Source organism: Peribacillus sp. FSL R5-0717 (assembly GCF_038002945.1).
Classification (GTDB): Bacteria; Bacillota; Bacilli; order Bacillales; family DSM-1321; genus Peribacillus; species Peribacillus frigoritolerans.
Map to the genome: position 1 here is coordinate 388,742 of NZ_JBBOOF010000001.1, position 22,235 is coordinate 410,976.

At 40.1% G+C, this 22,235-nt stretch carries 21 protein-coding genes; 5 read left to right on the forward strand and 16 right to left on the reverse strand.

Going from position 1 to position 22,235, the window contains the following annotated elements; genetic code table 11:
• Positions 1 to 350 precede the first annotated feature (350 nt).
• From NYE65_RS01870 to NYE65_RS01885, 4 genes are all read right to left on the reverse strand, one after another.
• On the reverse strand, positions 351 to 1,544 hold the full coding sequence (locus NYE65_RS01870; RefSeq protein WP_340859651.1) for a M14 family zinc carboxypeptidase: 1,194 nt from the start codon (positions 1,542 to 1,544) through the stop codon (positions 351 to 353).
• Positions 1,545 to 1,664: 120 nt separating this feature from the next.
• The gene (locus tag NYE65_RS01875) at positions 1,665 to 1,913 is read right to left on the reverse strand and encodes a spore germination protein (RefSeq protein ID WP_328178605.1); all 249 of its coding nucleotides are present in this window, start codon (positions 1,911 to 1,913) and stop codon (positions 1,665 to 1,667) included.
• Entirely contained in the window at positions 1,795 to 2,769 is a 975-nt protein-coding gene (locus NYE65_RS01880) for a spore germination protein (RefSeq protein WP_328178592.1), read from the reverse strand. The genes NYE65_RS01875 and NYE65_RS01880 overlap by 119 nt, the downstream gene beginning before the upstream one ends.
• 525 nt (positions 2,770 to 3,294) lie before the next feature.
• The gene (locus tag NYE65_RS01885) at positions 3,295 to 3,648 is read right to left on the reverse strand and encodes a GNAT family N-acetyltransferase (protein WP_057277857.1); all 354 of its coding nucleotides are present in this window, start codon (positions 3,646 to 3,648) and stop codon (positions 3,295 to 3,297) included.
• A 550-nt stretch (positions 3,649 to 4,198) separates the two neighbouring features.
• On the opposite strand from NYE65_RS01885, the gene NYE65_RS01890 reads away from it, so the two are divergent.
• The 4 genes from NYE65_RS01890 (at position 4,199) to NYE65_RS01905 (ending at position 6,453) form a co-directional block, all read left to right on the forward strand.
• Positions 4,199 to 4,873: a GerAB/ArcD/ProY family transporter gene (locus NYE65_RS01890; RefSeq protein ID WP_340859653.1), complete on the forward strand. Its 675-nt coding sequence runs from the start codon at positions 4,199 to 4,201 to the stop codon at positions 4,871 to 4,873.
• Between the two features lie 27 nt (positions 4,874 to 4,900).
• Positions 4,901 to 5,155, forward strand: coding sequence for a hypothetical protein (locus tag NYE65_RS01895; RefSeq protein WP_328178590.1), 255 nt, complete (start codon positions 4,901 to 4,903; stop codon positions 5,153 to 5,155).
• 126 nt (positions 5,156 to 5,281) lie between these two features.
• A complete protein-coding gene (locus NYE65_RS01900; protein ID WP_340859654.1) occupies positions 5,282 to 5,857 on the forward strand; it encodes a membrane-spanning protein in 576 nt (191 codons plus the stop codon).
• Positions 5,858 to 5,877: 20 nt separating this feature from the next.
• Positions 5,878 to 6,453: a hypothetical protein gene (locus NYE65_RS01905; RefSeq protein ID WP_328178588.1), complete on the forward strand. Its 576-nt coding sequence runs from the start codon at positions 5,878 to 5,880 to the stop codon at positions 6,451 to 6,453.
• A 719-nt stretch (positions 6,454 to 7,172) separates the two neighbouring features.
• Here the strand turns inward: NYE65_RS01905 and NYE65_RS01910 are convergent.
• Together NYE65_RS01910 and NYE65_RS01915 are read right to left on the reverse strand one after the other, a co-directional pair.
• On the reverse strand, positions 7,173 to 7,643 hold the full coding sequence (locus NYE65_RS01910; protein ID WP_057277853.1) for an endolytic transglycosylase MltG: 471 nt from the start codon (positions 7,641 to 7,643) through the stop codon (positions 7,173 to 7,175).
• Positions 7,633 to 8,013, reverse strand: a complete 381-nt coding sequence (locus NYE65_RS01915) for a hypothetical protein (RefSeq protein WP_222619893.1) — start codon at positions 8,011 to 8,013, stop codon at positions 7,633 to 7,635. The genes NYE65_RS01910 and NYE65_RS01915 overlap by 11 nt, the downstream gene beginning before the upstream one ends.
• A gap of 484 nt (positions 8,014 to 8,497) precedes the next feature.
• Between NYE65_RS01915 and NYE65_RS01920 the strand changes: the two genes are divergently transcribed.
• On the forward strand, positions 8,498 to 8,944 hold the full coding sequence (locus NYE65_RS01920) for a DUF5392 family protein (RefSeq protein ID WP_328176748.1): 447 nt from the start codon (positions 8,498 to 8,500) through the stop codon (positions 8,942 to 8,944).
• Positions 8,945 to 9,123: 179 nt separating this feature from the next.
• On the opposite strand, the gene NYE65_RS01925 is transcribed toward NYE65_RS01920, so the two are convergent.
• From NYE65_RS01925 to NYE65_RS01970, 10 genes are all read right to left on the reverse strand, one after another.
• Entirely contained in the window at positions 9,124 to 10,155 is a 1,032-nt protein-coding gene (locus NYE65_RS01925) for an aromatic ring-hydroxylating oxygenase subunit alpha (protein ID WP_340859658.1), read from the reverse strand.
• Positions 10,156 to 10,219: 64 nt separating this feature from the next.
• Positions 10,220 to 11,662 (reverse strand): aldehyde dehydrogenase family protein, encoded by a 1,443-nt coding sequence (locus tag NYE65_RS01930; RefSeq protein ID WP_340859659.1) that lies wholly within the window; start codon positions 11,660 to 11,662, stop codon positions 10,220 to 10,222.
• 114 nt (positions 11,663 to 11,776) lie between these two features.
• Entirely contained in the window at positions 11,777 to 13,207 is a 1,431-nt protein-coding gene (locus NYE65_RS01935; RefSeq protein ID WP_340859660.1) for an amino acid permease, read from the reverse strand.
• A gap of 58 nt (positions 13,208 to 13,265) precedes the next feature.
• On the reverse strand, positions 13,266 to 14,447 hold the full coding sequence (locus tag NYE65_RS01940) for a Glu/Leu/Phe/Val family dehydrogenase (protein ID WP_340859661.1): 1,182 nt from the start codon (positions 14,445 to 14,447) through the stop codon (positions 13,266 to 13,268).
• A gap of 51 nt (positions 14,448 to 14,498) precedes the next feature.
• Positions 14,499 to 16,163, reverse strand: a complete 1,665-nt coding sequence (locus NYE65_RS01945) for a thiamine pyrophosphate-dependent enzyme (protein WP_340859662.1) — start codon at positions 16,161 to 16,163, stop codon at positions 14,499 to 14,501.
• A 79-nt stretch (positions 16,164 to 16,242) separates the two neighbouring features.
• Entirely contained in the window at positions 16,243 to 17,739 is a 1,497-nt protein-coding gene (locus tag NYE65_RS01950) for a sodium:solute symporter family protein (RefSeq protein WP_340859663.1), read from the reverse strand.
• Entirely contained in the window at positions 17,739 to 17,930 is a 192-nt protein-coding gene (locus tag NYE65_RS01955) for a DUF3311 domain-containing protein (RefSeq protein WP_268591143.1), read from the reverse strand. The genes NYE65_RS01950 and NYE65_RS01955 overlap by 1 nt, the downstream gene beginning before the upstream one ends.
• Positions 17,931 to 18,016: 86 nt before the next feature.
• A complete protein-coding gene (locus tag NYE65_RS01960; protein WP_340859665.1) occupies positions 18,017 to 18,991 on the reverse strand; it encodes a hydroxyacid dehydrogenase in 975 nt (324 codons plus the stop codon).
• A 186-nt stretch (positions 18,992 to 19,177) separates the two neighbouring features.
• Positions 19,178 to 21,112 carry a sigma 54-interacting transcriptional regulator gene (locus NYE65_RS01965; protein ID WP_340859667.1) on the reverse strand — a complete coding sequence of 645 codons (1,935 nt, stop codon included), beginning with the start codon at positions 21,110 to 21,112 and terminating at the stop codon, positions 19,178 to 19,180.
• A 641-nt stretch (positions 21,113 to 21,753) separates the two neighbouring features.
• Positions 21,754 to 22,188, reverse strand: coding sequence for a general stress protein (locus NYE65_RS01970; protein ID WP_340859668.1), 435 nt, complete (start codon positions 22,186 to 22,188; stop codon positions 21,754 to 21,756).
• Between the last annotated feature and the right edge of the window lie 47 nt (positions 22,189 to 22,235).

A 22,235-nucleotide genomic window follows, 5' to 3' on the forward strand; every position in this document is an offset into this window, starting at 1 on the left:
TAATATTCTGACACTTTTACTACTTTATGTTAATAGTGAAAAATGACTATGTTTCCAAATAGTTTTCTTCTACCAAAAAACATTTTTGTTCCCGATGAAGAAAAACCAGACGGACACCCGTCTGACGTTGATTGGAACGTAGGGCACTCGCTTTCCGCGGGCGGTCGGGGGAGCCTCCTCGGCTTTCGCCTTTGGGGTCTCCCCTAGCGCGCTTTTCTAAGCAGGAGTCTCGTACACCCGCTCCAATCAACTTTGTCTTACCTTTTAGATAGAACACCTTTGCCTAGAGTTCCGTCTGGTTACTTCAATATAGGCTGGAAGTTATAAAACTATCTTTTCCTCACTTTTAATTATTGCCTGCCCTCCGTCAGTGGAATTGACTCGTATTGTTCCGGATTGATTTTATATACAGAGCCATCAGTAACTCCATCAATTATTCCATATAGGCCACTTTCAACTGCTTTAATGAGCATGCCTTTTTTCTTTTGGCCAAAAGACTGTGTTTGACCTCTAACTTCAAAGAGTACTGTCCCGCTTCCGTTTAAAGCAAAGGCTCCTAAAGCCGTTCCAGGAAGGTTTTGATTTTGCGGATACAAGGATATATTCCCATATGGAGAATTACCTTGTGCTTTCATGGCATTATATACCGCCACATTCAATTGTCTGGAAAAATCATAATTATAGTTTTTTGCATATTTTGCATAATCCTGTCCTGAAGGCGAGCTTGGATCAGGAACAAATTGAGCGGAAATCGAGTAGGTGACTAAATCATCCGTTCCATCAACTTCATAATAGGGAGCTTGGTGATGCAGGTCCACAAAAGTCTCCACCTTACCGTATTGCTTCAGTAGAGACTTGTAAACATCACGTGTTATTTGTGATTCAGGTGTTATGAACCAACCAGGGGTGGATGATTTTCCAGGGAAGTCTTTAGCTTGGGGAATATAATTTAAATCAGGATTAAAGTCACGATTAACATCGAAACCTGGTTTGGACTCATAATCGAATGATTCATTTTTGTATGTATAGTAGTTCCAAGATGGATTCGCTCCTGCTAACTGCGGAAACTGGTCGACGACCTCTGCCCAGGTCATATCATTTCCGCGACGGTTCAATTCAGCGGCATCGGGATTCATTTTAGGCAAAGCTACCAAGGTAATTTCTTTACGAATTTTTTCCGCTTCAGGTGAGTTGGTCCCCAAAAACTTCAAGATATTCAAGATGGCATCCGTACCAGTTTTCTCATTCCCATGGATCTCACTTTGAATGAAAACGACTTTGTCGCCAGTTCCTACGGTTGCTTTATAGATTTCTCTATGTCTATTGGAATATCCAGCTACCTCCACTTTTACTTTACCTTGGCTATCACTCGCAATTTGTTCTAGCTTTTTCCCTAGTTCAGCATGATCTGTAAAACCTGAAACCGAATAAGTTTGTTGAATGGGTGTTCCCGGGGATGTTTCATTAGCTGCAAATGCTGGTGTCGCAATACTCGCCGATAAAACGGCAACTCCCAGAGTTGAAATAACCTTCCTGTTTTTCATATGACAACAATCACTCCCTAAAAATATTCTTCTATCTCATTATACAAAATGGAAAAGTAGAAATATGTTGGAATTTGATGTCGTATTATGGCTATTTTATGATGCGGGCACCTGCTTTAGTTAAAAGTTGGGAGCTGCACTAATATATACTCTTTTTATGTTAGTGCAAAAATGCATATTTTCCCACAACAACGATCCCCGACATTGATATCTCGGATCGTTGTTGCCGGAAGCTAACCATATATATTGGTTATGAAGACTTATGAGAAATGGAGTAGGAAGCATTTCTTGATGAAAAGTCGAAACAGCTACATAAAGTGACGGTGTTAGCAAAGCTAGGAAAAAGGATAAATACCGTAATACTCGAATTAATGTGGCAATATCTGCCCGTTGATAATAGTCTTCGCTGGAACTGGAAAAAATGCACCATCAGTGCTGGAACGATATGGACAAACGGCGTTCCGTCAACCATTATCGCAATCCTTCCTACTAAAATGGCAGCGGCTACAGCATCAGGACGCTCCGTATTATAAACCGTTGGAAATGGAATGTATACTTCATCCTGAATAAGCTCTTCAATGGATCCACTCTCAAGAATCGCATCTATATTGATTCGATTTAACCGGCTTTGCAATTCTGAAACCGTTTTATCATTTGCAACACCTTTTAAATACATAATCGCAACGTCCGTTTGCGTTTTTTCTCCAATCTGCTTTGTTTCAAGCCAAAGGTTAGGATCTTTTATTCTCCGTCTTATTAAGGCAGTATTTGTTCGCAGCGTTTCAGTAAATCCATCCTTTGGCCCTCTTACTACTGTTTGGGAGGAAGGTTCTTGAACTCCGCGATCGACCCACCCTCTCGAGCCGAGTGCCAATCCTTTTGGGGAGCCGTCCATCAATAACATCGTGTCTCCTGATAAAACATGGTTGAAAAGCTTTTGAAACTCTGTTATTTCCACTATTCCCTCTACAGGAAGAGTATGTGATTTTATCAATTCAAAACAATCAGGGACCGCTACGTCCAAGTCAGAGTTCCGAATTTCAACCATCAAAGTGTCGAGGATTAAATCCTGGATGGAAGCAGAATCCGTTAATCCATCTGTGTAAACGATTCCTAACTTAATTTCCCCATTTTTACCTGCTTGGAAATCCCTTATAACGATGTCTGAACTATTTCCTAACGTTTTGCAATTATATCCATGTATGTAAAATAAATCGCTGTGCAAAAAACATTATATACATGATAATCTTTTATCAAAATTTCACTTTTTCCCTTAAATCCACGATTGTTATCAACCACTTCCCGCCATCTTTTCAAACTCGGAAAAAATTTGCCTTTTAGAATCAATTCGGCAGGGTGCACAATCTAAATCAAATCCATTGGAAATTATGTATAAAAGCATTCTATGAGTAAATGCATAGATTGCCAATATTCGCATAATCCATTATTGGACTAAATTGACAGAAAAAGGGATGGTTTAGAGCAAAAAAAAACCCTGCAGATTTCCACAGAGTTTTTAAAAGCTTTCAACTAATTTTTGGATGGCAAGAATTAGGGAGTAAAGAGCTTTTTCCTTCAACTTGTTTTCATTCCAAGTATTTTTCCAAACTCAACTTCTTAATTGTTTTGTCCCCATTTTCCCAACACTCTTGAAGTCGCAACATTTCATTTCCGGTACATATGTACGATAAAAAGACTACGCCCAATAAGTCTTCTTCCCCATCCTAATATGGGTGACAAGGCGCCGATTTCAAGCTTCCAATGTAATATATTCAGCTCCTTGTTCTTTTGCCCAATTATGTATATAACTGAGCAGATTATATCCAAGGCCACTAGGACGATGATTTACATCAGTAACCAAATCTTGTACATAAACATAGCGTTCATTATATGAATCTTCACGCCAGCTAATACCTGCTAATGCTACAATGCTTGTATCATGATATAAAGCAAATAACCGTTTACCCTCCTTACGCATATCATTTAATAAATCTAGATATTCCTTTAAAGTCAAATCTGTACGTAACTGACTCAATATAGGAAAAGCCTGTAAAAATTGATGTTCTACAGTTAACTCCACTATATTTTCCACTGGTATTTTCATACTAATTTCTCCTAACATTTTAAGTTTAACCGCTTCGCCTTGCCCTTTATGAATCCGGATTAAGTTTCTGACATTTAAGCCTATCAAATATGCTTGATAACCTAGAGCTTAAATATTTTTCAATATGTCCAACAGTTCCTCTTCCTTTCTCTAAATATTAGATATACCAATAAATCATTTGCAAGAATTGTGCCATATCAAAGGAAATGTACACGTTCAGTGCAATTAATATCTTCCAGGAAAGTCAAGAAGGTCCCTATCAAGTACTATGAGGAATTACTGAAAAGTTAGGCCATAGTTAAAACAATATACGGTTCCTAAACCATTAAGGTTCGGGAATAAGGAATTAAATTACTTTCTCTTGGACAGTAATTCTATGATTGTATAGTAGAGCTACATCAGTAAAAAGGCAGAAAATTCGCGACCGATTGATGTAACGGGGGTGGATTGTTGAAGATAGGCAATTGATGTCCGTGTGAATAACTTGAACAAGAATAGCCAAAAATAGGGAGTATTAAGAAGGAAGGAACAAACAAATAGGTGAAAAATAATGCCTGGTAGTTTCAAAATTTCATCACATCAATTGATGATTTTAATCCTCTTGTATTCGGTAGGAACGGTTATTTTACATACTCCTTCTCCTTTAGCTGGTTTTGCAAAGCAGGATGCATGGCTTGCTGCATTATTTGGAACAGGAATCGCATTAATTTTTGTATGGTTTTACATCAGGGTTGGAAATTTATATCCTGATCTCGCTTTAGATCAAATAAATGAAAAGGTTTTCGGTAAGTTAGTCGGAAAGATGATCAATCTCACATTTTTCTTCTGGTCTTTTTCAACTGCTGCCGAGACCACTTATTATGTGGGGAATTTCATTAAAACTTTTAGGATGCCGGATACTCCTCTTGTAGCTTTAAATATATTGTTAGCTGCAGTAGTGATCATACGGGCGATACTTTTTTATGTCAGCGTGTTCACGCTTTCCCCTGTTATGTTTTTAATGATTTTCCCTTCAAAAGTAAATGAAAGAAAAAAAGGGGGAAAAGCCTTTTATATTGGCACCTTGATCGGAGGAATCATATTAATTCTGGTTATCATGCTAGATATCTTGGTTCTTGGACCCGATAACACCGCAAGAAATATTGCTCCAAGTTACACGATGGCAAAAAAAATAAATGTAGGGAATTTCCTAATGCGGATCGAAGCAGTAATTGCCACTATTTGAATTTTCACAACTTATACGAGGACGGTTATGTATTTTTATGTTTCGGTTGTCGTATTTTCAAACATTTTCAATATAAAGGATTATCGGCCATTTACTACAGCTTTAGGGGTGATAATGGTTTTTTATTCATTGATTGTTTTTCCGACGGTCTCTTCATCCGGGGAATACAATAAAAATATATGGTTATTCCATGCAGCGGCTTTTGGTCTGGTCATGCCTTTATTATTGTTTATAACGGCTAAATTTAGAAACATCTTTAAAAAGCACCATGGTAGCCAATAATATTGTGATCATATACTGAGTGAGTTAGAGAGTTTAAATGAACGTCATAAAAATACTCCAAATAGTCATTTTTTCCGGGTTCAATCTGGCTCGATTGGATGATCGTAATGAATATTTACGAATGAGGTGAGTATATTGAAACATAAAATAATCATTATTTTTAGTTTGGTATTTATAGCATTCATGACTGGGTTACTCATCTTCTACCTCAAAAAAGATGATTCTTCCCGATGGATGGTAGCTCTTGGCGGAATAGTGGTAAGTGCCTTGCCCATTTCATTACTATTTGTAAAAAATAATCCCTTTAACATTCCTATCATAATCGGCTATTATGTTTTTATTTTCTGTACGGCATTTTTAGGATCCATCGCAAATTTTTATATTGATTTTAAATGGTGGGACTCTGGACTTCACTTCTACAAAGGCATCTTCGTGGGTTTTGTGGGGATTGCCCTTTATAAACTTTACATCCCTCAAAAAGCGAGAAAAGACACTTCAAGGTGGGTCATTTTCCTTTTTGTTCTTTCACTTTCAGCTTGTGTCACTGCTTTTTGGGAAATATATGAATTTGTGGGAGATCTCACTTTTACTCATACCATGCAGCGAGGCGGTAACAAAGATACCATGTACGATATAATTTTCGGGCTAACCGGCGGCCTGCTCATTTCCATTTATTCTAGTGTACAAAAATTAAAATTATGATGATTTGTTGAGGTAATCATATGAATCGTAAGTTAGTTATTTCATTAAGTTTAGTGTATGTACTTTTCATGGGAGCTTTATCTATTTATTACTATACAGCCGATGAAACTTTCAAATCACTGGTTTCGATAGGCGGTGTGGTATGTGGGGCAATTCCCCTTTCACTGGCCTTATTTACCAAGCTTCAATTCAATTTGCCAATTATCATTTCCTATTTGATCTTCTTATTCGCTTCACAATTTTTAGGATCTATTTTAGGTTGGTATGGACTGGGTTGGTGGGACACATTTTTGCATTTGTTAAGCGGTTCCCTTCTTGCTTTTACGGGAATTGCTTTATATGAACGATTGGTATACAGAAATGCGGGCAAAGAGATATCCCCTTGGTTCGTCTTTTTGTTCACCCTTTCTTTCTCGGCACTTGGAGGTGTCATATGGGAGATCTACGAATTTAGTTCTGATCAATTATTCGGAATGACACTGCAAGGCGGGGGAAATAAAGATACAATGATCGATTTAATCGCGGATACGATTGGAGGACTTATCATTGCAGTGTGGGCTGGAGTGCGGACAAAGATTAAGTTAAAAAAAATATAAAAAAGCATGCCAGTTGATTTCAGGTACCTGCTCCCTTTCCGCCGACTGCCTGTCAAGCCTTCTCTAAGCAAACGTCTCCGGGGTCTCGGCTAGCCAGTTATTCGGCAGGAGTGTCGCAAATTTCTTCAATCTATTGAGGTTTCTTTCTATTTAAATGAATAAAAAGTCATGGTGTATAACCAAGTCTGTTTTAAAATTATGGTATCCATTCCCTCAGAAAAATCGTGAAAGGGATTCGGATAAGACCATTCACGCCTATTTTGCGAATTAACTGAGACCACCATATTCCATTATAGGTCTTTTTATTTTAAAGGCACTTTTCGTAAAGAGTTTTTAATACGAAACTATTTAAGGTTGATTGGAGCGGAAGTGCGAGACTCCTGCGGGAGCAGCGGGACAGGTGAGACCCCACAGGCGTTTACGCCGAGGAGGCTCACCGCCCGCCCCGCGGAAAGCGAGCATCTGGAGGGGAAATCAACCACAACTCACTACCTGGTATATTGCAACAAAGTATGGGAAAACAGCCATTTTAAAAAACGTTCCAGTTGATTTCAGGTACCTGCTCCCTTTCCGCCGACTGCCTTTCAAGCCTTCTCTAAGCAAACGTCTCCAATCAACGTCCAAATTTGTACAAGCAAAAAAAACTGTAGACAAACTCGATGAAAATCGAGTTTGTCTACAGTCTGAAACGACCATCTTACCGATGGTCATTTTTATGTTCATTTAAATATGATGGAAATTATTTTTTCCGTAGTCATCGCACTATCCACCACATATGTTCCAGGTCGTAATCCGTTGGCCTTGCCTTTCTTTTCAACCGCGTCGGAAAACTCATTGGCATTTTTGATGACTTTTGCTTTTTGCAGGTTTTTACCCACATCGATACTTGTCGAGCCTTTAGACACAGTAAGAACTGTACGGTATATGATTTTTTCCGTTGGTTCTTTTACCGTTTCTTTTTCCGCCTCCGCCTTATCTTTAACCGACTGTGCTTCAGCAATCTGATCTTCCCATTCTTTTTCGGAATGTATGACATACCCTTCTGAAGCCAGAGACTCTTTCATTTCATCTTCTGATAGTTTCTCAGACGTGCCGGTCGCTTCACCTGGACCAAAGAAGTACACTGCACCGCATAAGCCTGCGGCAACAACAAGGCCTCCGGCAAAGCTGCGCATTGATTTAGATGTCATTGGCCACATTTCTCCTTTCATTCGTCGTTTTCATGTAAGGAGTAAGCATCCGTTCTATTTCTTCTTCCGGCTGTTTTGTCTTAAGTGCGATGCTTTCAAATGAATAGCCTCGCTTATGTAGGTCGAGTACTTCACGCAACATGTTTCGCTTTTCGGAAGACATTGCCAAAATGCCTGCCTCTTGCACCGTAATTTCAGCATCTATCTCGATGTTCCTGATTTTTTCCTGTAATACATTCATTTCATCCCCAAAAGTGCTGGCAATCTGTTCCAATTGACTGTCCACTTTTACAGAGTCCTTTTTAATAAACGATAAAATGAACAGTAATACTGCTGCAGCGAACAAAATGATCAGAGCCCATTCCATCATTCTATGTCCCTCCTTAATCTTTGAATCTACTATCTCGCCTTCTAATTATATATTGATTTGTTCCAAAACTCGATTTAAAAGTACTAAATACCACAATAGTCACGTAATTATGACAAAAAAAGGCGCGGGAAGGTCATCCATAACTATTAATAATGAAAAAACAAAAAATAAAGCTTCCATTTGAGGACCATTTTACCATAATTCATTCATCATTCATACCACTATTGGTTTATTAAGGTAAATGATCTGTATTTCGACTCCTCATACTTCAAGAATTTTTTTCAACACATATAACAGGGCATTCCATTGATCATCCACATGTGTCACTGCGTTTACTTTTCCCTCAAAAAGGTCCAAGTGTATAATAAATGACAAACATGTTTCCAAACGATAAGATATATATAGGTTCCTTTTCCTATTTCAGTAATAAGTACGATTTTACAGTGCCATTTATTTATTGGTGCAAGATAATAAGGAGGAAACAATGAATATCAAAATAAATAATATACCCGGTTTCATGCAAAACGAAATCGAACAACTCCAATTAAAGTTGTCCCCCATGTTGAAGAAAAATATGAAATACGGTTTTTTTTCAACGGTGATGATAGGCTTTTCCATCATTAATCTTTTTTTTCTTTTATTTAAGAACGACTCTTTACCCATCTCGAAAATCGCACTTGGAATCTATGCATTGGTGGGAGCTGTAGGATTTGCCTTATTAAAAGAAAACAAACACAACCAAAGAGAAATAGTGAAAATGAGTCAAAAATATATGTTGGAGAGAATCAAAAAAAGCAACTATTTAACAGATGCCAGAAAAAACAACTACTTTAAACGAGTAAATGAGCATCCGCTTACTGCCATGAATGTTTTTCTTGAGTTTCTTGCTGAAGAACAACAATCGAAGAACAAATCCTCCCACTCCGAATAAATAAAAGGAAGTTCGCAAATTCCATAACAAATAAGGCAAAAAAGGCGACACAAAAAACAACTCAACCAGTATGCTCCGGTAAACTGCCGAATCACACTGGTTGGTTGCTTAGTTTTTTTCATTTACAAATTCTCCATGAACATTCCTTTTTTAGTGCATTCCAATTGAGAGCTCAGTGGTTAGTTCTGGAGCTTATTTTCAATGAGTTCATGAAAATAGACTGCAGCATGTTCTGTTGGAGAAAAGATTCCATTTGTAAATGCCTCGGAACTTAATCCTTTTTGCAGTTTTTCCACTAGATCAAAATCTTCCTGCCGTACTTGATCAACAAATTTAAAATATTCTTCTTTTTCTATGGTTGTTTTTTCATCTAAGGAATAATCCCGATAAATACCTAACGACGTCACAGCATCAACGGGAATTACTTGAATGGTATTCACGTTTCCGTCTCCTGGATAAACGTTAATCATCATATTTGGCCAAACCCAATAAAAACGCGCTTGGTCCCCTTCGCCATTCTTGCTTGCTGTCATATATTGATAGGTGAAATTGTCATGTGTCGTTGTGCAAAAGTTTGCTAAATCAAAGGATTTAGCAAAGCCAGGATGAGCAATGGAACAATGATCACATTCCAGGTAATTGTCAACAATGGCCTTCCAATTAGCTTTTACCACACGGCGGGTTTCCCTAACTAGTTTCAGTGAATCAAAGAATGGATACTCTTTCATTTCCTCTAAAAATTCCCGATATGCTTCTGCCATAGGGGGTGCATTTTTGTCAAGATTGACAAAAATCATGGCATTCTGAACTTCTATGCGAATGGATTTCATACAGCTGTGTATCCCCAGCTCATTCGTTTTAAAATTAGGGGCTCTATTTACACTTCCATCTAATTTGAACGTCCATCCATGGTATCCGCATTGTAAAATTTTCTTATTTCCTTTATCGGCATTTTCTACTTTCATTCCGCGATGAGGGCAAATATTGTAGAAAGCACGCAGTTCACCATCGGTCCCGTGAGAAACGATAATAGGCTCTCCGGCGATATCCAATGTCATGAAATCGCCTACCTTTTCCACTTGGCTTGCATGCCCTGCCAAAATCCAACTCTTTCTGAAGATCTTTTTGCTTTCTTCATTGAATACCTCTGGATCGACATACCGTGAATAAGGCAGTGTTGGGCTGAACTGTACATTTTCTTTCGTGGACATTTTGAAATCCCCCTCCTGTTTCTGATCTAATTTACAAGTTTAAAAACGCTTAATTCTATTTTAGTTATATCCGATCCATATAGACTGTCTTGACTTCTGTATAGAATTCAACGGCACTCTTCCCTTGTTCACGGCTGCCTGCGCTTGAACTTTTACATCCGCCAAATGGCATTTGCGGTTCGGTTCCTGCCGTTTCCGAATTGACATGAACAAGACCCACTTCAACATCTTCAATAAACCGTTGAGCCGAAGTTAAATTATTCGTACAAATGGCTGCGCTCAATCCATACTCTGTATCATTCGCCATCTTAACTGCTTCCTCATAATTTCCGGCCTTAAAAAGGGCAATGACTGGTCCAAAGATTTCTTCACGCGCAATGCGGGCATGTTGAGGAACATTTTCAAAGATTGCCGGCTTGACATAAAAACCATTCGCCAATTCCGCTCCTGCCGGGATCTCTCCTCCGCATAAAAGTGTAGCTTCTGATTTTCCAACATCGATCATTTCAAGCACGCCATCGCGTTGTGATTTAGATACAGCCGGACCTATATATGTTTCTTCGTTGAGCGGGTCGCCCACTTTTAATTCTTTCGTACGTGCGACAAGCCGTTCCCGGAATACTTCATAAATTCCTTCCTCCACAATCACCCGGCTAGTGGCTGTGCATTTTTGCCCTGTGGATTTAAAAGCTCCGCCAATCGCTATTTCCACTGCTTTTTCAAGATCAGCATCGGCGAGGACGACAAGCGGGTTTTTCCCTCCCATTTCCGCTTGCACTTTCTTTCCATGCTCAATGGCTTGTTTTTGAATTTGCTGACCTATTTGATTCGAGCCCGTAAAAGATATAGCCTTCACATCAGGATGTTCCACTAATGCAGCACCAATGACGGAACCCCTTCCGAATACACAATTGATGACACCAGGCGGAAGACCCGCTTCATCAAAGGCTTTTATCACATGATGGACAGACTTAGGTGTAAGATCAGCCGGTTTAATCACGACTGTATTCCCGTAAATCAGGGCCGGCGCCAATTTCCATACAGGGATGGCGATAGGAAAGTTCCATGGTGTAATCAAACCCACCGGACCGAGCGGCGTGCGGGTAGTATATAAAAATGTATTGGCATTGGCTGAAGGAATTACTTCCCCGAGTGGCTGCCGAGCTTCAGCAGCATAATATTCAAGTATGCTGGCAGCCCGATTGGCTTCCCCCATCCCTTCCAAGAATGTTTTTCCTTCTTCCTTTATCAAATCTTGACCTACTTCCTGCATATTCTTTTTCAAAATATCAGCTGCTTTTTGCAAATATGAAGCCCGTTGCTGAAACGAAAGTTTTTTCCATAAAGGGAATGAACTTTTTGCGGCTGCCACTGCATCATGTAAATCAGCCGCCGCACTAGATGGAAATTCTCCTAAATTTTCACCATCATGGGGACTAAGATTTTCTCTATACTCCCCTGTAGTGGGTTCTTTCCATTTTCCATTAATATAATTTAAGTAACGCATACTATTTCCTCCGTATTCTATTATTCTACTTCTCTAAGTTATAGGTTTTGCTTTTAACTGCACTTCTAAATGAATCTTAAACGACCGTTTTCTTATATCTTGATATAATAATCACTATTGAATAAAATCATTGGTCTGTTCAGTTTTTAAGGCTGGCACCTCGACGTTCCTTCGCGCATATCTGAAATAGTAAAATATATAGCAAGCAACGACGAAGCCCAATCCCCAATACAACGAAGTTCGCTGTGTCGGATCATAAGCGGTGAACACGAAAATACCTAGACACATAATGATGCAGAGAATCGGGGCAAACGGGAAAAAAGGTACTCTAAACTTCAGATTTTCAACCTTTCCGCCTGCTCTGATATACTGCTTGCGGAATCTGTACTGTGCGAACGCAATCGCCATCCAAGTAAGCACTCCTCCAACCCCGCTTATGGAAAGCAGCACAACGAATAACGTTTCTTCCGCTACTACACTAGTAAGCAGCGACAGCAAGGCAAAGACCATGGTGACTAGTAAGGCGTTCATAGGTACACCGCGACGATTGAGCTTTCCAAATGAAGAATGTGCCATACCGTTTTGAGAAAGAGAGAAAAGGATCCTGGTACAAGCAAACAGACCCGTGTTTCCTACAGAGAGGACCGCCGTCAAAATTACGAAATTCATAATGTCTGCTGCATAAGGAATGCCTACCATTTCAAACACGGTAACAAATGGACTTTCCAGTACCCCAACTTCTTTCCAAGGAACGATGGCCGATAGAACAAAGATTGCCAGTACATAGAAAAGCAGCACACGTATTACGATGTTTCGAATCGCTCTCGGAATGCTTTTTTGCGGGTTTTCCGTTTCTCCTGCTGCAACACCCATGATTTCCGATCCCTGGAAAGCATATACGACTGTCATCATCGATATAAAAACACCCGTGAACCCTGTAGGGAATAGTCCATCTCCTATAAAATTGGAAAGGAACGGGGCAGGGTGTGCATCCTCCATATGAATCAATCCAAACATCGCTGCTGCACCGATAATTATGAAGAGAATGACGGCAAGCACTTTAATCCCGGAGAACCAATACTCGGTCTCTGCAAAACTTCGCGTAGTTAATGCATTTATAGTGAATAAAAGGACCGTAAATATCACACACCATATCCATACTGGTATATCGGGAAACCATCTGGTCATGAGCAAACCGGCCGCTACAAATTCCAGGCCTACGTAAAGAGCCCAGCTTAGCCAGTAAATCCAGCCAATGACAAATCCAGTGGCGGGACCAATAAATTTCGTTGCATGGACCTGAAAGGAACCGGATACCGGCATCACTACCGATAATTCACCGAGACAAATCATCGCCAAGTACATTAATAAACCACCGACCAAATAGGCAACAATCGCTCCTAAGGGTCCAGCTTCACCGATTGCATATCCTGATCCCAGGAAAAGACCTGTTCCAATTACCCCACCTAAGGAGAGCATGAATAAATGTCTGCTCTTCATTGAACGCTGTAATTCTTTTGGCTGATTTTCATCTTCTGTTTGCATGAATTCCCCCCCGTTCCTGATTGATAAACTGCCTGAACACTTTCATGATTAACACAAGTTAACGAGAGTTCCCCGATAACGCTTCGGAAGGCACTGCATATTCCGGAGGGTCGCTGATTGTCGGTTTAAATATTTCATAAGCTACTTCTCTTTGATATTTTTTTTGTTTTTTTGCTTGAGTAAACAAATGATACGTATTTTTCCTGCATAGTTTTTCTATATCATCGACGACAGCTTGTGGATTTGGTTTAATCAGTCCGAAAATAACCGCATCATAAAATCTTATCGCCCCCAGGTTGGCAACGAAATCATTGACAACATCAATACCTCTCTGTCTTATGATTTCGTCTCCCTCGGGAGAAAGGGGAATGTTTGCCGCCTCCACAATCAAGCTCGCTTTAACGCTTTTGGCATTGGATATGTGGATGACATCCTCCAGTGCGGACGGAATTAAAATGTCGCAATCTATGTCGAGCCATTCCGTGTTTGGCCTTACATCATAATGCGGTTCAAAAAAGGCTTTATCCATTTCCCCGTACATATTTTTATGATCAATAAGCTTTTGGACATCCAATCCTTCGTCACATGTAACCAAAAGGGCTGCATCGGAAATTCCCACAACTTTATAACCTAACTGGAACATTTTCAATGCACAGCTTGCCCCTACACAGCCGAATCCTTGAATGACGACTCTTGCTCCACCTTTTCCGCCTTTAAATTTCCATGCCTCATCTGCGGAGAAAGCCACGCCATAGCCTGTTACGACATCGTTTAAAAACAACCCGTCGATTTTTGTCGTCAACAGTTCATCGAAATCTTTTATCCCTTGCAGAACATTCGGATTCTGCTTCATTGATTTCGTTAAGGGGATATCAATGCCAAATTCATTAAATATTTTGAGTACATCTTCATATTTGGTACCTAAATCACTGCCTAACGATACCCCTATATCTATATAAGGCATCATCGCAATCAGAAATCTTCTTAACACTGCATATGCGTCTGGCGCTTTATAATCATAGGCAATGCCCGCTTTACAACCGCCAGTCGTCTCAGACTCACAGGCTACATACTTATAAGCCATCGCCTCGGCCAGCCTTTCGACCTCTTCTCTTGTAACCGTTGGGTGCATTCTTGTACCGCCACCTGTGTATCCTTTTACAAAGTTATGGACAACCAGCCAGCCTTTAGCATCTGTTTCCGTATCATTCCATTCAACAACTATATATGGTTTTAACAACTATGATACCTCCCTTACATGCCTTTTATTGGGTCCTGCTAACTTCCAAAGTTAATTATTAGACACTAACTTTTCGTATACTTCCTTCTTGTCCTGGCCTACAGAAAGAATCTTTGGATTGACTGCAACTTCTATTACAGACGGCAACCCTGAAGCAATCGCCCGTTGCAGCGCTGGCGCAAAATCAATATTTTTTTCAACCTTTTCACCATGTGCCCCAAATAAGCGGGCCAATCCAGCAAAATCAGGATTAGATAAGTCAGTTCCAACGGCCCGGTTTGGAAAATGCCTTTCTTGATGTGCTCGAATTGTTCCGTAAATATTGTTGTTCACAACAATTGATATGGTCGGAATTTTATACCTTACAGCGGTTTCAATCTCTTGGAGAGTCATCATGAAGCCACCATCCCCCGAAATAGAAACAACATGTTTGTGAGGCTGCGCCAGTTTTGCCCCAATAGCAGCAGGCAGTCCATATCCCATTGCACCCGACGTTGGCCCCACGTATGTGTTTTCTTGTTCAAAACGATAATATCTTGATAGCCATCCAAAAAAGTTGCCTGCATCATTTGTAATGATGGTATCCTTCGGCAGACAGACAGCCAGATCATGCATCAATCCGTCCATATCCACGTAATCCTCTGTGTAATCGGCCTTCGGTTCAGAAAATTCCATATATTTATCGTGCAATTCTTTCAGATGATCTTCGCCTGAAATAAAAGATCCTGATTCTGGCGCTTGCAGTGCTTGTTCCAAAAAGCTCTTGGCATCCGCTTCAATGGCAAGAGAAGGAGCATACACTTTACCAAAAATATCGGGACAAATATCCACATGGATCAGCTTTGAATTTTTAGAAAGCAAGGTGTAATCTTGTGTTCCTACTTGAGAGAATCGTGTCCCTAATGCCAAAACTACATCTGCATCCCGGATTGCATCAAGTAAATATTGAGGTGTCCCAAATCCAAGCCACCCTGCATAACAAGGATGTGAGTTCGGAAACGCGTCAAACCGACGGAAAGCTGTAACGACAGGAAGTGTCATTGCCTCCGCAAACTGTACAAGCAACCTGTTGGCCTTAGCATGAATCACACCTCCGCCAGCAATCAATACGGGGCGCTCCGCGTTTCGTATCGTATCCATAGCCTGCTTCACATCTTCCATATGTGGTTGAGGAGGAAGCGAGCGATATGAAGGGTTCATGTTCAACTCTGCCTCGTCTTCCAACATGTCATGCGGCAAAGCCACTAATACAGGGCCCGGACGCCCCGATCTCGCAATATGGAAAGCCCGTTGCAATAATTCCGGGATTCTTTCCACACGATCGATCTCTACCGTCCATTTACATAAATGACTGAAAAAACCCGTCAAATTCACTTCCTGGAATGCTTCCTTTTCTTTAAACGGGCGTTCGACTTGGCCAATAAGCGCAATCAAAGGGGTTGAATCCTGAGCAGCAGTATGAATGCCGATAGCTAAGTTTGTAGCACCAACTCCACGCGTTGCCATACAGACTCCCACCTCTCCTGAACCCTTGGCATACCCTTCCGCCATAAAAGAGGCACCTCCTTCATGCCTTGCGGAAATAAGTTCTATTTCAGGATGTTGGTATAGTGCATCCATTACACTAAGATAACTTTCACCTGGTACACAAAAAGCTTTTTTTACCCCTTCTTTAGCCATTACTTCTACGACTGCTCTTCCTCCACTGACTTTCATAATCAAGCCTCCCGCTTTCGAAAACGTGTTTTTATTCTATTAATCTATGATTATATGAATATTGGACTGATTCCCACTGTCATTTAACAAGCTTTTCCATTCCTGAAGCCTGTTTAATATCTTCTTTCATCCCAGGTGAAGTTTTTCTAGTAACGGCACTCACTCCTAAAGTCACTGCGATGTTGATGAATAATACAGCTAACCCTACATCAAGATCTTGTATGGCTTGCGGCAGAGATGGAAATAATGTAGCAAGTGTCGTACCTGATGTAGTCGAGTATACAATAATTAGAATTCCAACGATCATGCCGGCAAATGCTCCTTGAACCGTGACAGGATTCTTTTTCCACAAACTGAAAAATAGTGCTGGAAACAACTGTGCCATGAAGCTATATGCCATAAGATACAAGGTAAAAATCGACTCCCCGCCATTGAACGTAAAATATAGAGTCACTATAGAAATGACAGGTACTAACATCCTGCTCAATCTTTGTAGCTGGTCATCCGATGTATTCGGCTTCCATACCTTATATACATTTTTTGAAAGTATCGTGGCCGTAGCCGTCAACACGAGTGAACTGGGAATAAGGGCGGCCATTGCCCCTGAAGCTCCAATAACTCCTACAAACCAGGGATCAAATGACATCTTCGCCATTTTAAATAAAGCTAAATCTGCTTCTGCTCCCTGTAAATTCGGAACTTGGAGAATCGCAGAAAAACCAATAAATAACGAAAAAATGATGATTATTTGATAAATTGGCATAACCCCAGCATTCCAACGAAGTGATTTCGGACTTTTTGCAGAGAACACTCCCGCTAACATATGAGGAAACATGTAGAATGCCAATGCTGTCATGATCGTAGCTGAAATAAACCAAGAGATACTCAAACCTTGTTCCGGGAAAATCAAAAATCCTTGTTTTGCTGTATCGATTGCTTCAAACATCGGCTGTATACCACCGTAATAATGAAGTGGAAAATAAATCCCCATAAAGACGACAACTGTCAGAATCATGATATCTTTAATGACCGCGGTCCACGCCACTCCATGCATCCCTGAAGCCGTTACATAAATTGTGATTGCAATTACCCCAACAACTATAGCCACATTTGGAGATATGGAACCATAGGAGGTTTCCGATACGATAATTCCTAACCCTTTCAACTGCATGATCAGATATGGAATAATTGAAATGACGCTAATTACCGCCACAAGAACACCTAAAGCCGGACTGTTGTACTTTTTGTCATAAAAATCAGATTGAGAAATGACATTATTTTTTTTTGCATATCTCCAAATAGGCGGCAACAGCCAATAGGCGATTACAAAATAGAAGCAATTAAAAGCGTATAAGGCAGGAGGCATACCAGATCGATAAGCTCCGCCGCTCGCCCCCAAAAACGTATACGTCGTAAACATTTCACCTGCTATCAAAAAGAAGAGCAAAAAGCTGCCGAAGCCTCTTCCGCCAATGGCCCATTGTTCCAAACTCATATTTTTACCTTTACGAGCTTGAAGCCCTAACCAAATACACAGAACCAGAAAGAAAAGGATAACGAGCAGGGCTTCATTCATCAGTCTTCTTCCTCCTCGGTTGCAGGATTAAGTCTATTGGCGATTATCAAAAAAACTGATGTAAGACAAACCCATAATATGGCCCAAAAAAGAACAAATGGCATCCCTAACACATAAGGTTCAATTCGATTGATAACCACAAGCGAGCCAAGTGCCGGTATTGCACTTATCACATAGATTATTTTCTTCATTTGTTCACCATCCTTATCAACAAATGCTAAACTCGAATCTTTCAAACCTCATTTATCAGAAAATACAGATAATTATCTCTGTATGATTACATTGACACTCCTTTAGTTAAAGGCTCATTTACAGCCCAGTTCGGTTTCACGCCAGAAAGAACTTGTTCCACCTGCATTGCGGCATGTACAGCCATGCGTACGGAACCTTCCTTCGTCAAAGCGGCATTATGAGGACTGACAATCACATTATCCAATTTAAAAAGTGGATTCCATTGATCAGGAGGTTCAACTTCAAATACGTCTATTCCGGCACCGGCAATCTGGCCTGCTTGCAAAGCGTTTACTAGATCAATTTCCTTCACCACACCGCCCCTGGAAGCGTTTACAAAAAAGGAGGAAGTTTTCATCCAGGAAAACTCACGGCTTCCTATTATTCCTTTTGTTGTTTTCGTTAACGGCAGATGCAGACTAATAACATCAGCGTTTCTGAATACCCATTCTAAATCTGTTGCTATCTCCAGCTCAGAATTCGGGCTGGCTGTAACATAAGGGTCGTAGCCAATCACTTTCATATCGAAGCCTTCGGATGCCTTTTTTGCCAGTATTCTGCCGATTCTCCCCAGTCCGATAATCCCCAAAGTCTTGCCTTCCAAGTCCATGCCAAAAAGTTGATTACGGATAGCAAAATTCCCGCTGCGCAGCTCTTTGTCAGCCAAGCTTAAGTTTTTGGACAAAGATAAAATTAATGCCATTACATGTTCCGCTACAGAATTCGCATTTGCCTCTGGGGTATTTGTTACATAAATGCCACGCTCTGTAGCAGCTTCAATATCAATATTGTCCAAGCCCACTCCATACTTGGCAATTACTTTGAGGTTTTCAGCTGCTGTAATAACTTCTCTATTTATTACAGCCGTTGATCTCGTTAGTACTGCATCACAACCCTTGATTTCTTCCATTAGAATTTCTTGCGACAAATCAGATCCTACTTTAATCTTAAAGCCTTTTTCTACTAAATAACTTTTCCCCTCTTTCTCAATATCTTGAGGAATATACACTAAATGACTCACATTGCCACCAACCTTTCATGTTAACCTTGAAGGAAAAACCTTTCCTACTACATTGTTTATATACAATTATTGTGCCAACATAAAAAACATCCGTTTATTCAAGAAAGAAGCCAATTCGTTCTCAAATTAAGAGATAAATAAAGTAAACAAATTGTTTCATAATGAATTAATTTGTTTCAATCCGTTTCAATTTGTTTCGATATTCAAATTTTTCATTTTTCTCCATAAAGTCGTCCGACTCATCCCTAACTCAAAAGCAGCTTTTCCTTTGTTAAAATTCACCTTCATTAACGTTTGAACAATTCTTTCACGCTCGGATAAATGTATCCCAGGTGATATATCCATCTCTTCGTTTTGTTCCGAAAGAAGTATTTTCTGATTACTTTTATTCGGAAAATACATTTCGATATCGTACACATCAATTAACTTGTTCTTATAAAGAGCGCATAATCGCTCACAAAAATTTTGCAATTGGCGAATATTCCCTTCCCAATTCCCTTCACTCAGCTTTTTCATGGCAGTTTCCGTGATCTTGATTTGTTTTTGTTCCGAATGACCTTTCCGAATAAAAGCATTCACCAATAACGGAATATCTTCTCTGCGTTCCCGAAGCGGAGGCAATACAAGGTCCAGCACGCTCAAGCGATAATAAAGATCCTCCCGAAAGTCATTACTCTTTACCATTTGCATGAGGTCTTTGTTCGTTGCCGACACTATTCTCACATCAACAGGGATTACTTTATCATCACCGATGCGCATGATTTCACGCTCCTGCAGGACACGCAGCAGCCGGCTTTGCATTTTTGGGGAGATTTCTCCTATTTCATCCAAAAAAATCGTACCTCTATGAGCCAGTTCAAAAAATCCTTGCTTTCCGCCTTTCATGGCTCCCGTGAAAGCTCCTTCTGCATATCCGAAAAGCTCACTTTCCAATAAATTTTCGGGAAGCGCTGCGCAATTAATGGCAACAAATGGGTTATTTTTCCGATTGCTATGATTATGTATGCTTTGGGCGAATATTTCCTTGCCCGTTCCAGTTTCTCCAATTATAAGAATGTTTGAATCCACTTCACTATAACGTTGAGCCGTTTCAATCGTCCTCTTGATTTCCGAACTCCGATACAATATATCATCAAATGTGTACTTTGCCACATGTCCGCGTGAATGAAGCTTTCTAAAGAACTTCCCTTCCATCTCCTGAATGCGGGTAACATCTTGAAAGGCGACCATATCCCCCACTTTTTTACCTTTTAGAAATATCCCGACTTTTTTTACCGATAATTGAATGGATTGGTAAGCAACCGTATCTTTTTCGTATTCATCGTCGCTTAAAAGCATATTACGAAATGTTCCGGGCTTTATTATATCGTATACAGAATTTCCAATTAAGCTCCCCTTGGAAATGGCTAATATCTCCTGAGCGGCCGTATTGAATACGGATATTTGTCCTTTTAAATCTATTGCAATAACCCCTTCATAGGCATAATTAAGAATCGTTTGGTAACGCTTGGTCTTCTCCTGTTCCCTTCTGCTGACAAGAGCTACCCTTTTCGCCTCAATCAACGCCTGCCGAAATGATTCCTTTCCAGTATCAACCAGAATGGCCCCCAGCCCTATCTCTTCAGCATATTTACAGGTACTTAACCCACTTAACACAACCTCACAGCCATCTCTGGCGGCTAAATCCACTAAACTGACTGAGGACTCGATATCATTTAATATATAGGACTGAATTGGCAAATCGACGATATCCGAAAGGTTTTCCACGCCATAAATCATATTCAAAGCTCCTATGACGGCCACTTTTTTACTGCCGAAACGTGCCTTGCAATCATGCAGGGAACGAATGAGGTCAATGCCCTGCACAGGTATATCAACGATAGGAATGGATTCATTGCATTCTTTTAATAGTTTCGTGATTAACCCCCTTGAGATGATTACATCGGCATCAAGCTTCAACTTCCCAATCTTATCGGCATCCTCAACTACCTCCTCTAAAACAAACTTCACTGAAACGTTACCACCGTTTTCCGATTCTTCCAACTTGTTGAACTCCTCAAATCTTTCAAAAGCATTCGTAATATACCCTTTTCGGGGAACAACGAGTTTTATTTTTATCAAAATACACACCTCCAGCGTAAAATCAATTTGGCTTATTGGATGTAAACTCTGGCAACCTGTTATTCTAGCCCAGGTCAAATAAGGACGAGATATAATAAAGGTAGCTAATACGCCGCAAAAGTTTTCATTTAAAGCCGCGATAAGAAAAGTAATGGCCATAAGTACGCTTAAGGTTATTTCTGCATTTTATTAAGATTCTTCATTTTGAAAAATAAAAAACCCTGTTATCCTGGGTTTTTAAGGATTCCGATTGATATTAATTATTACAAAAAGAATGGACATTCAGTCATCTCATTTAAAACTAGAGAACGATTTTTAACATCATCATAATGATCCTTATGGTGAAATTCATCATGCCTCTTTAATTTCTTAAAGGGCGGCTTCCATCTACGTAACTTTCCATAATTCCCCTTCCTTTCACGCTAACAGGACTATATTCCTTTTATTCTTCATACAAATGTGGAATTCCTTTTGATTTTATCGTTAGTGACAATAAAATTAGCCTACAAACAGATTAACCCCGTTCAAGAATCCTGAACGGGGTTTATCAATAAATAAGAGCTGTTTAATTTTGAGTTTTTATGGAGTTTAGTTCTCAAACATCATTAGTCTGTTCATTCAAGGTGGTTTTACTTACGAACTTAAAAAGGATCGGCGATGACAAGGATTTTCCCTGCCTTAATATCCTCTAGATATTGATCGACTTCGGCTTCCTCCAGTCCAATGTCCAATAATGGCTTTCTCAATCCGCCTGCTCCCGATGCTGCCCCGGCTGCGGCTCCGCCAAATGTGGTGAAAATCGGACCCGCTGCCAATATCGGACCTATTCCTGGTACGGCCAATGCACTCATTCCAATAAGCAGGCCTGTCAATCCGACAGCTCCGCCGGCTGCTGCCCCGGCTACTAATCCATCAGTTTTTGCCGGGCTGACTTCCTCTGCTTCAGTTGGTAATTTATCGATGTTTTTTGCCACTATTGATATTTGATCTGATGTATATCCTTGTTCCTTTAAATTTTTGACTGCTGAAGTCGCTTCATTTTCATTATCATATATTGCTATAAACCTCTTGTCCATGGTATCTGCTCCTTTAAAAGTAATGTATTGTACAATACCCTTAATTG

Coding starts and splice junctions, on each gene's coding strand:
- NYE65_RS01870 (WP_340859651.1), bottom strand. CDS start 1,544: ATGAAAAACAGGAAGGTTATTTCAACTCTGGGAGTTGCCGTTTTATCG.
- NYE65_RS01885 (WP_057277857.1), bottom strand. CDS start 3,648: ATGAAAATACCAGTGGAAAATATAGTGGAGTTAACTGTAGAACATCAA.
- NYE65_RS01890 (WP_340859653.1), top strand. CDS start 4,199: ATGCCTGGTAGTTTCAAAATTTCATCACATCAATTGATGATTTTAATC.
- NYE65_RS01895 (WP_328178590.1), top strand. CDS start 4,901: ATGTATTTTTATGTTTCGGTTGTCGTATTTTCAAACATTTTCAATATA.
- NYE65_RS01905 (WP_328178588.1), top strand. CDS start 5,878: ATGAATCGTAAGTTAGTTATTTCATTAAGTTTAGTGTATGTACTTTTC.
- NYE65_RS01910 (WP_057277853.1), bottom strand. CDS start 7,643: ATGACATCTAAATCAATGCGCAGCTTTGCCGGAGGCCTTGTTGTTGCC.
- NYE65_RS01915 (WP_222619893.1), bottom strand. CDS start 8,013: ATGATGGAATGGGCTCTGATCATTTTGTTCGCTGCAGCAGTATTACTG.
- NYE65_RS01920 (WP_328176748.1), top strand. CDS start 8,498: ATGAATATCAAAATAAATAATATACCCGGTTTCATGCAAAACGAAATC.
- NYE65_RS01925 (WP_340859658.1), bottom strand. CDS start 10,155: ATGTCCACGAAAGAAAATGTACAGTTCAGCCCAACACTGCCTTATTCA.
- NYE65_RS01930 (WP_340859659.1), bottom strand. CDS start 11,662: ATGCGTTACTTAAATTATATTAATGGAAAATGGAAAGAACCCACTACA.
- NYE65_RS01935 (WP_340859660.1), bottom strand. CDS start 13,207: ATGCAAACAGAAGATGAAAATCAGCCAAAAGAATTACAGCGTTCAATG.
- NYE65_RS01945 (WP_340859662.1), bottom strand. CDS start 16,163: ATGAAAGTCAGTGGAGGAAGAGCAGTCGTAGAAGTAATGGCTAAAGAA.
- NYE65_RS01950 (WP_340859663.1), bottom strand. CDS start 17,739: ATGAATGAAGCCCTGCTCGTTATCCTTTTCTTTCTGGTTCTGTGTATT.
- NYE65_RS01955 (WP_268591143.1), bottom strand. CDS start 17,930: ATGAAGAAAATAATCTATGTGATAAGTGCAATACCGGCACTTGGCTCG.
- NYE65_RS01970 (WP_340859668.1), bottom strand. CDS start 22,188: ATGGACAAGAGGTTTATAGCAATATATGATAATGAAAATGAAGCGACT.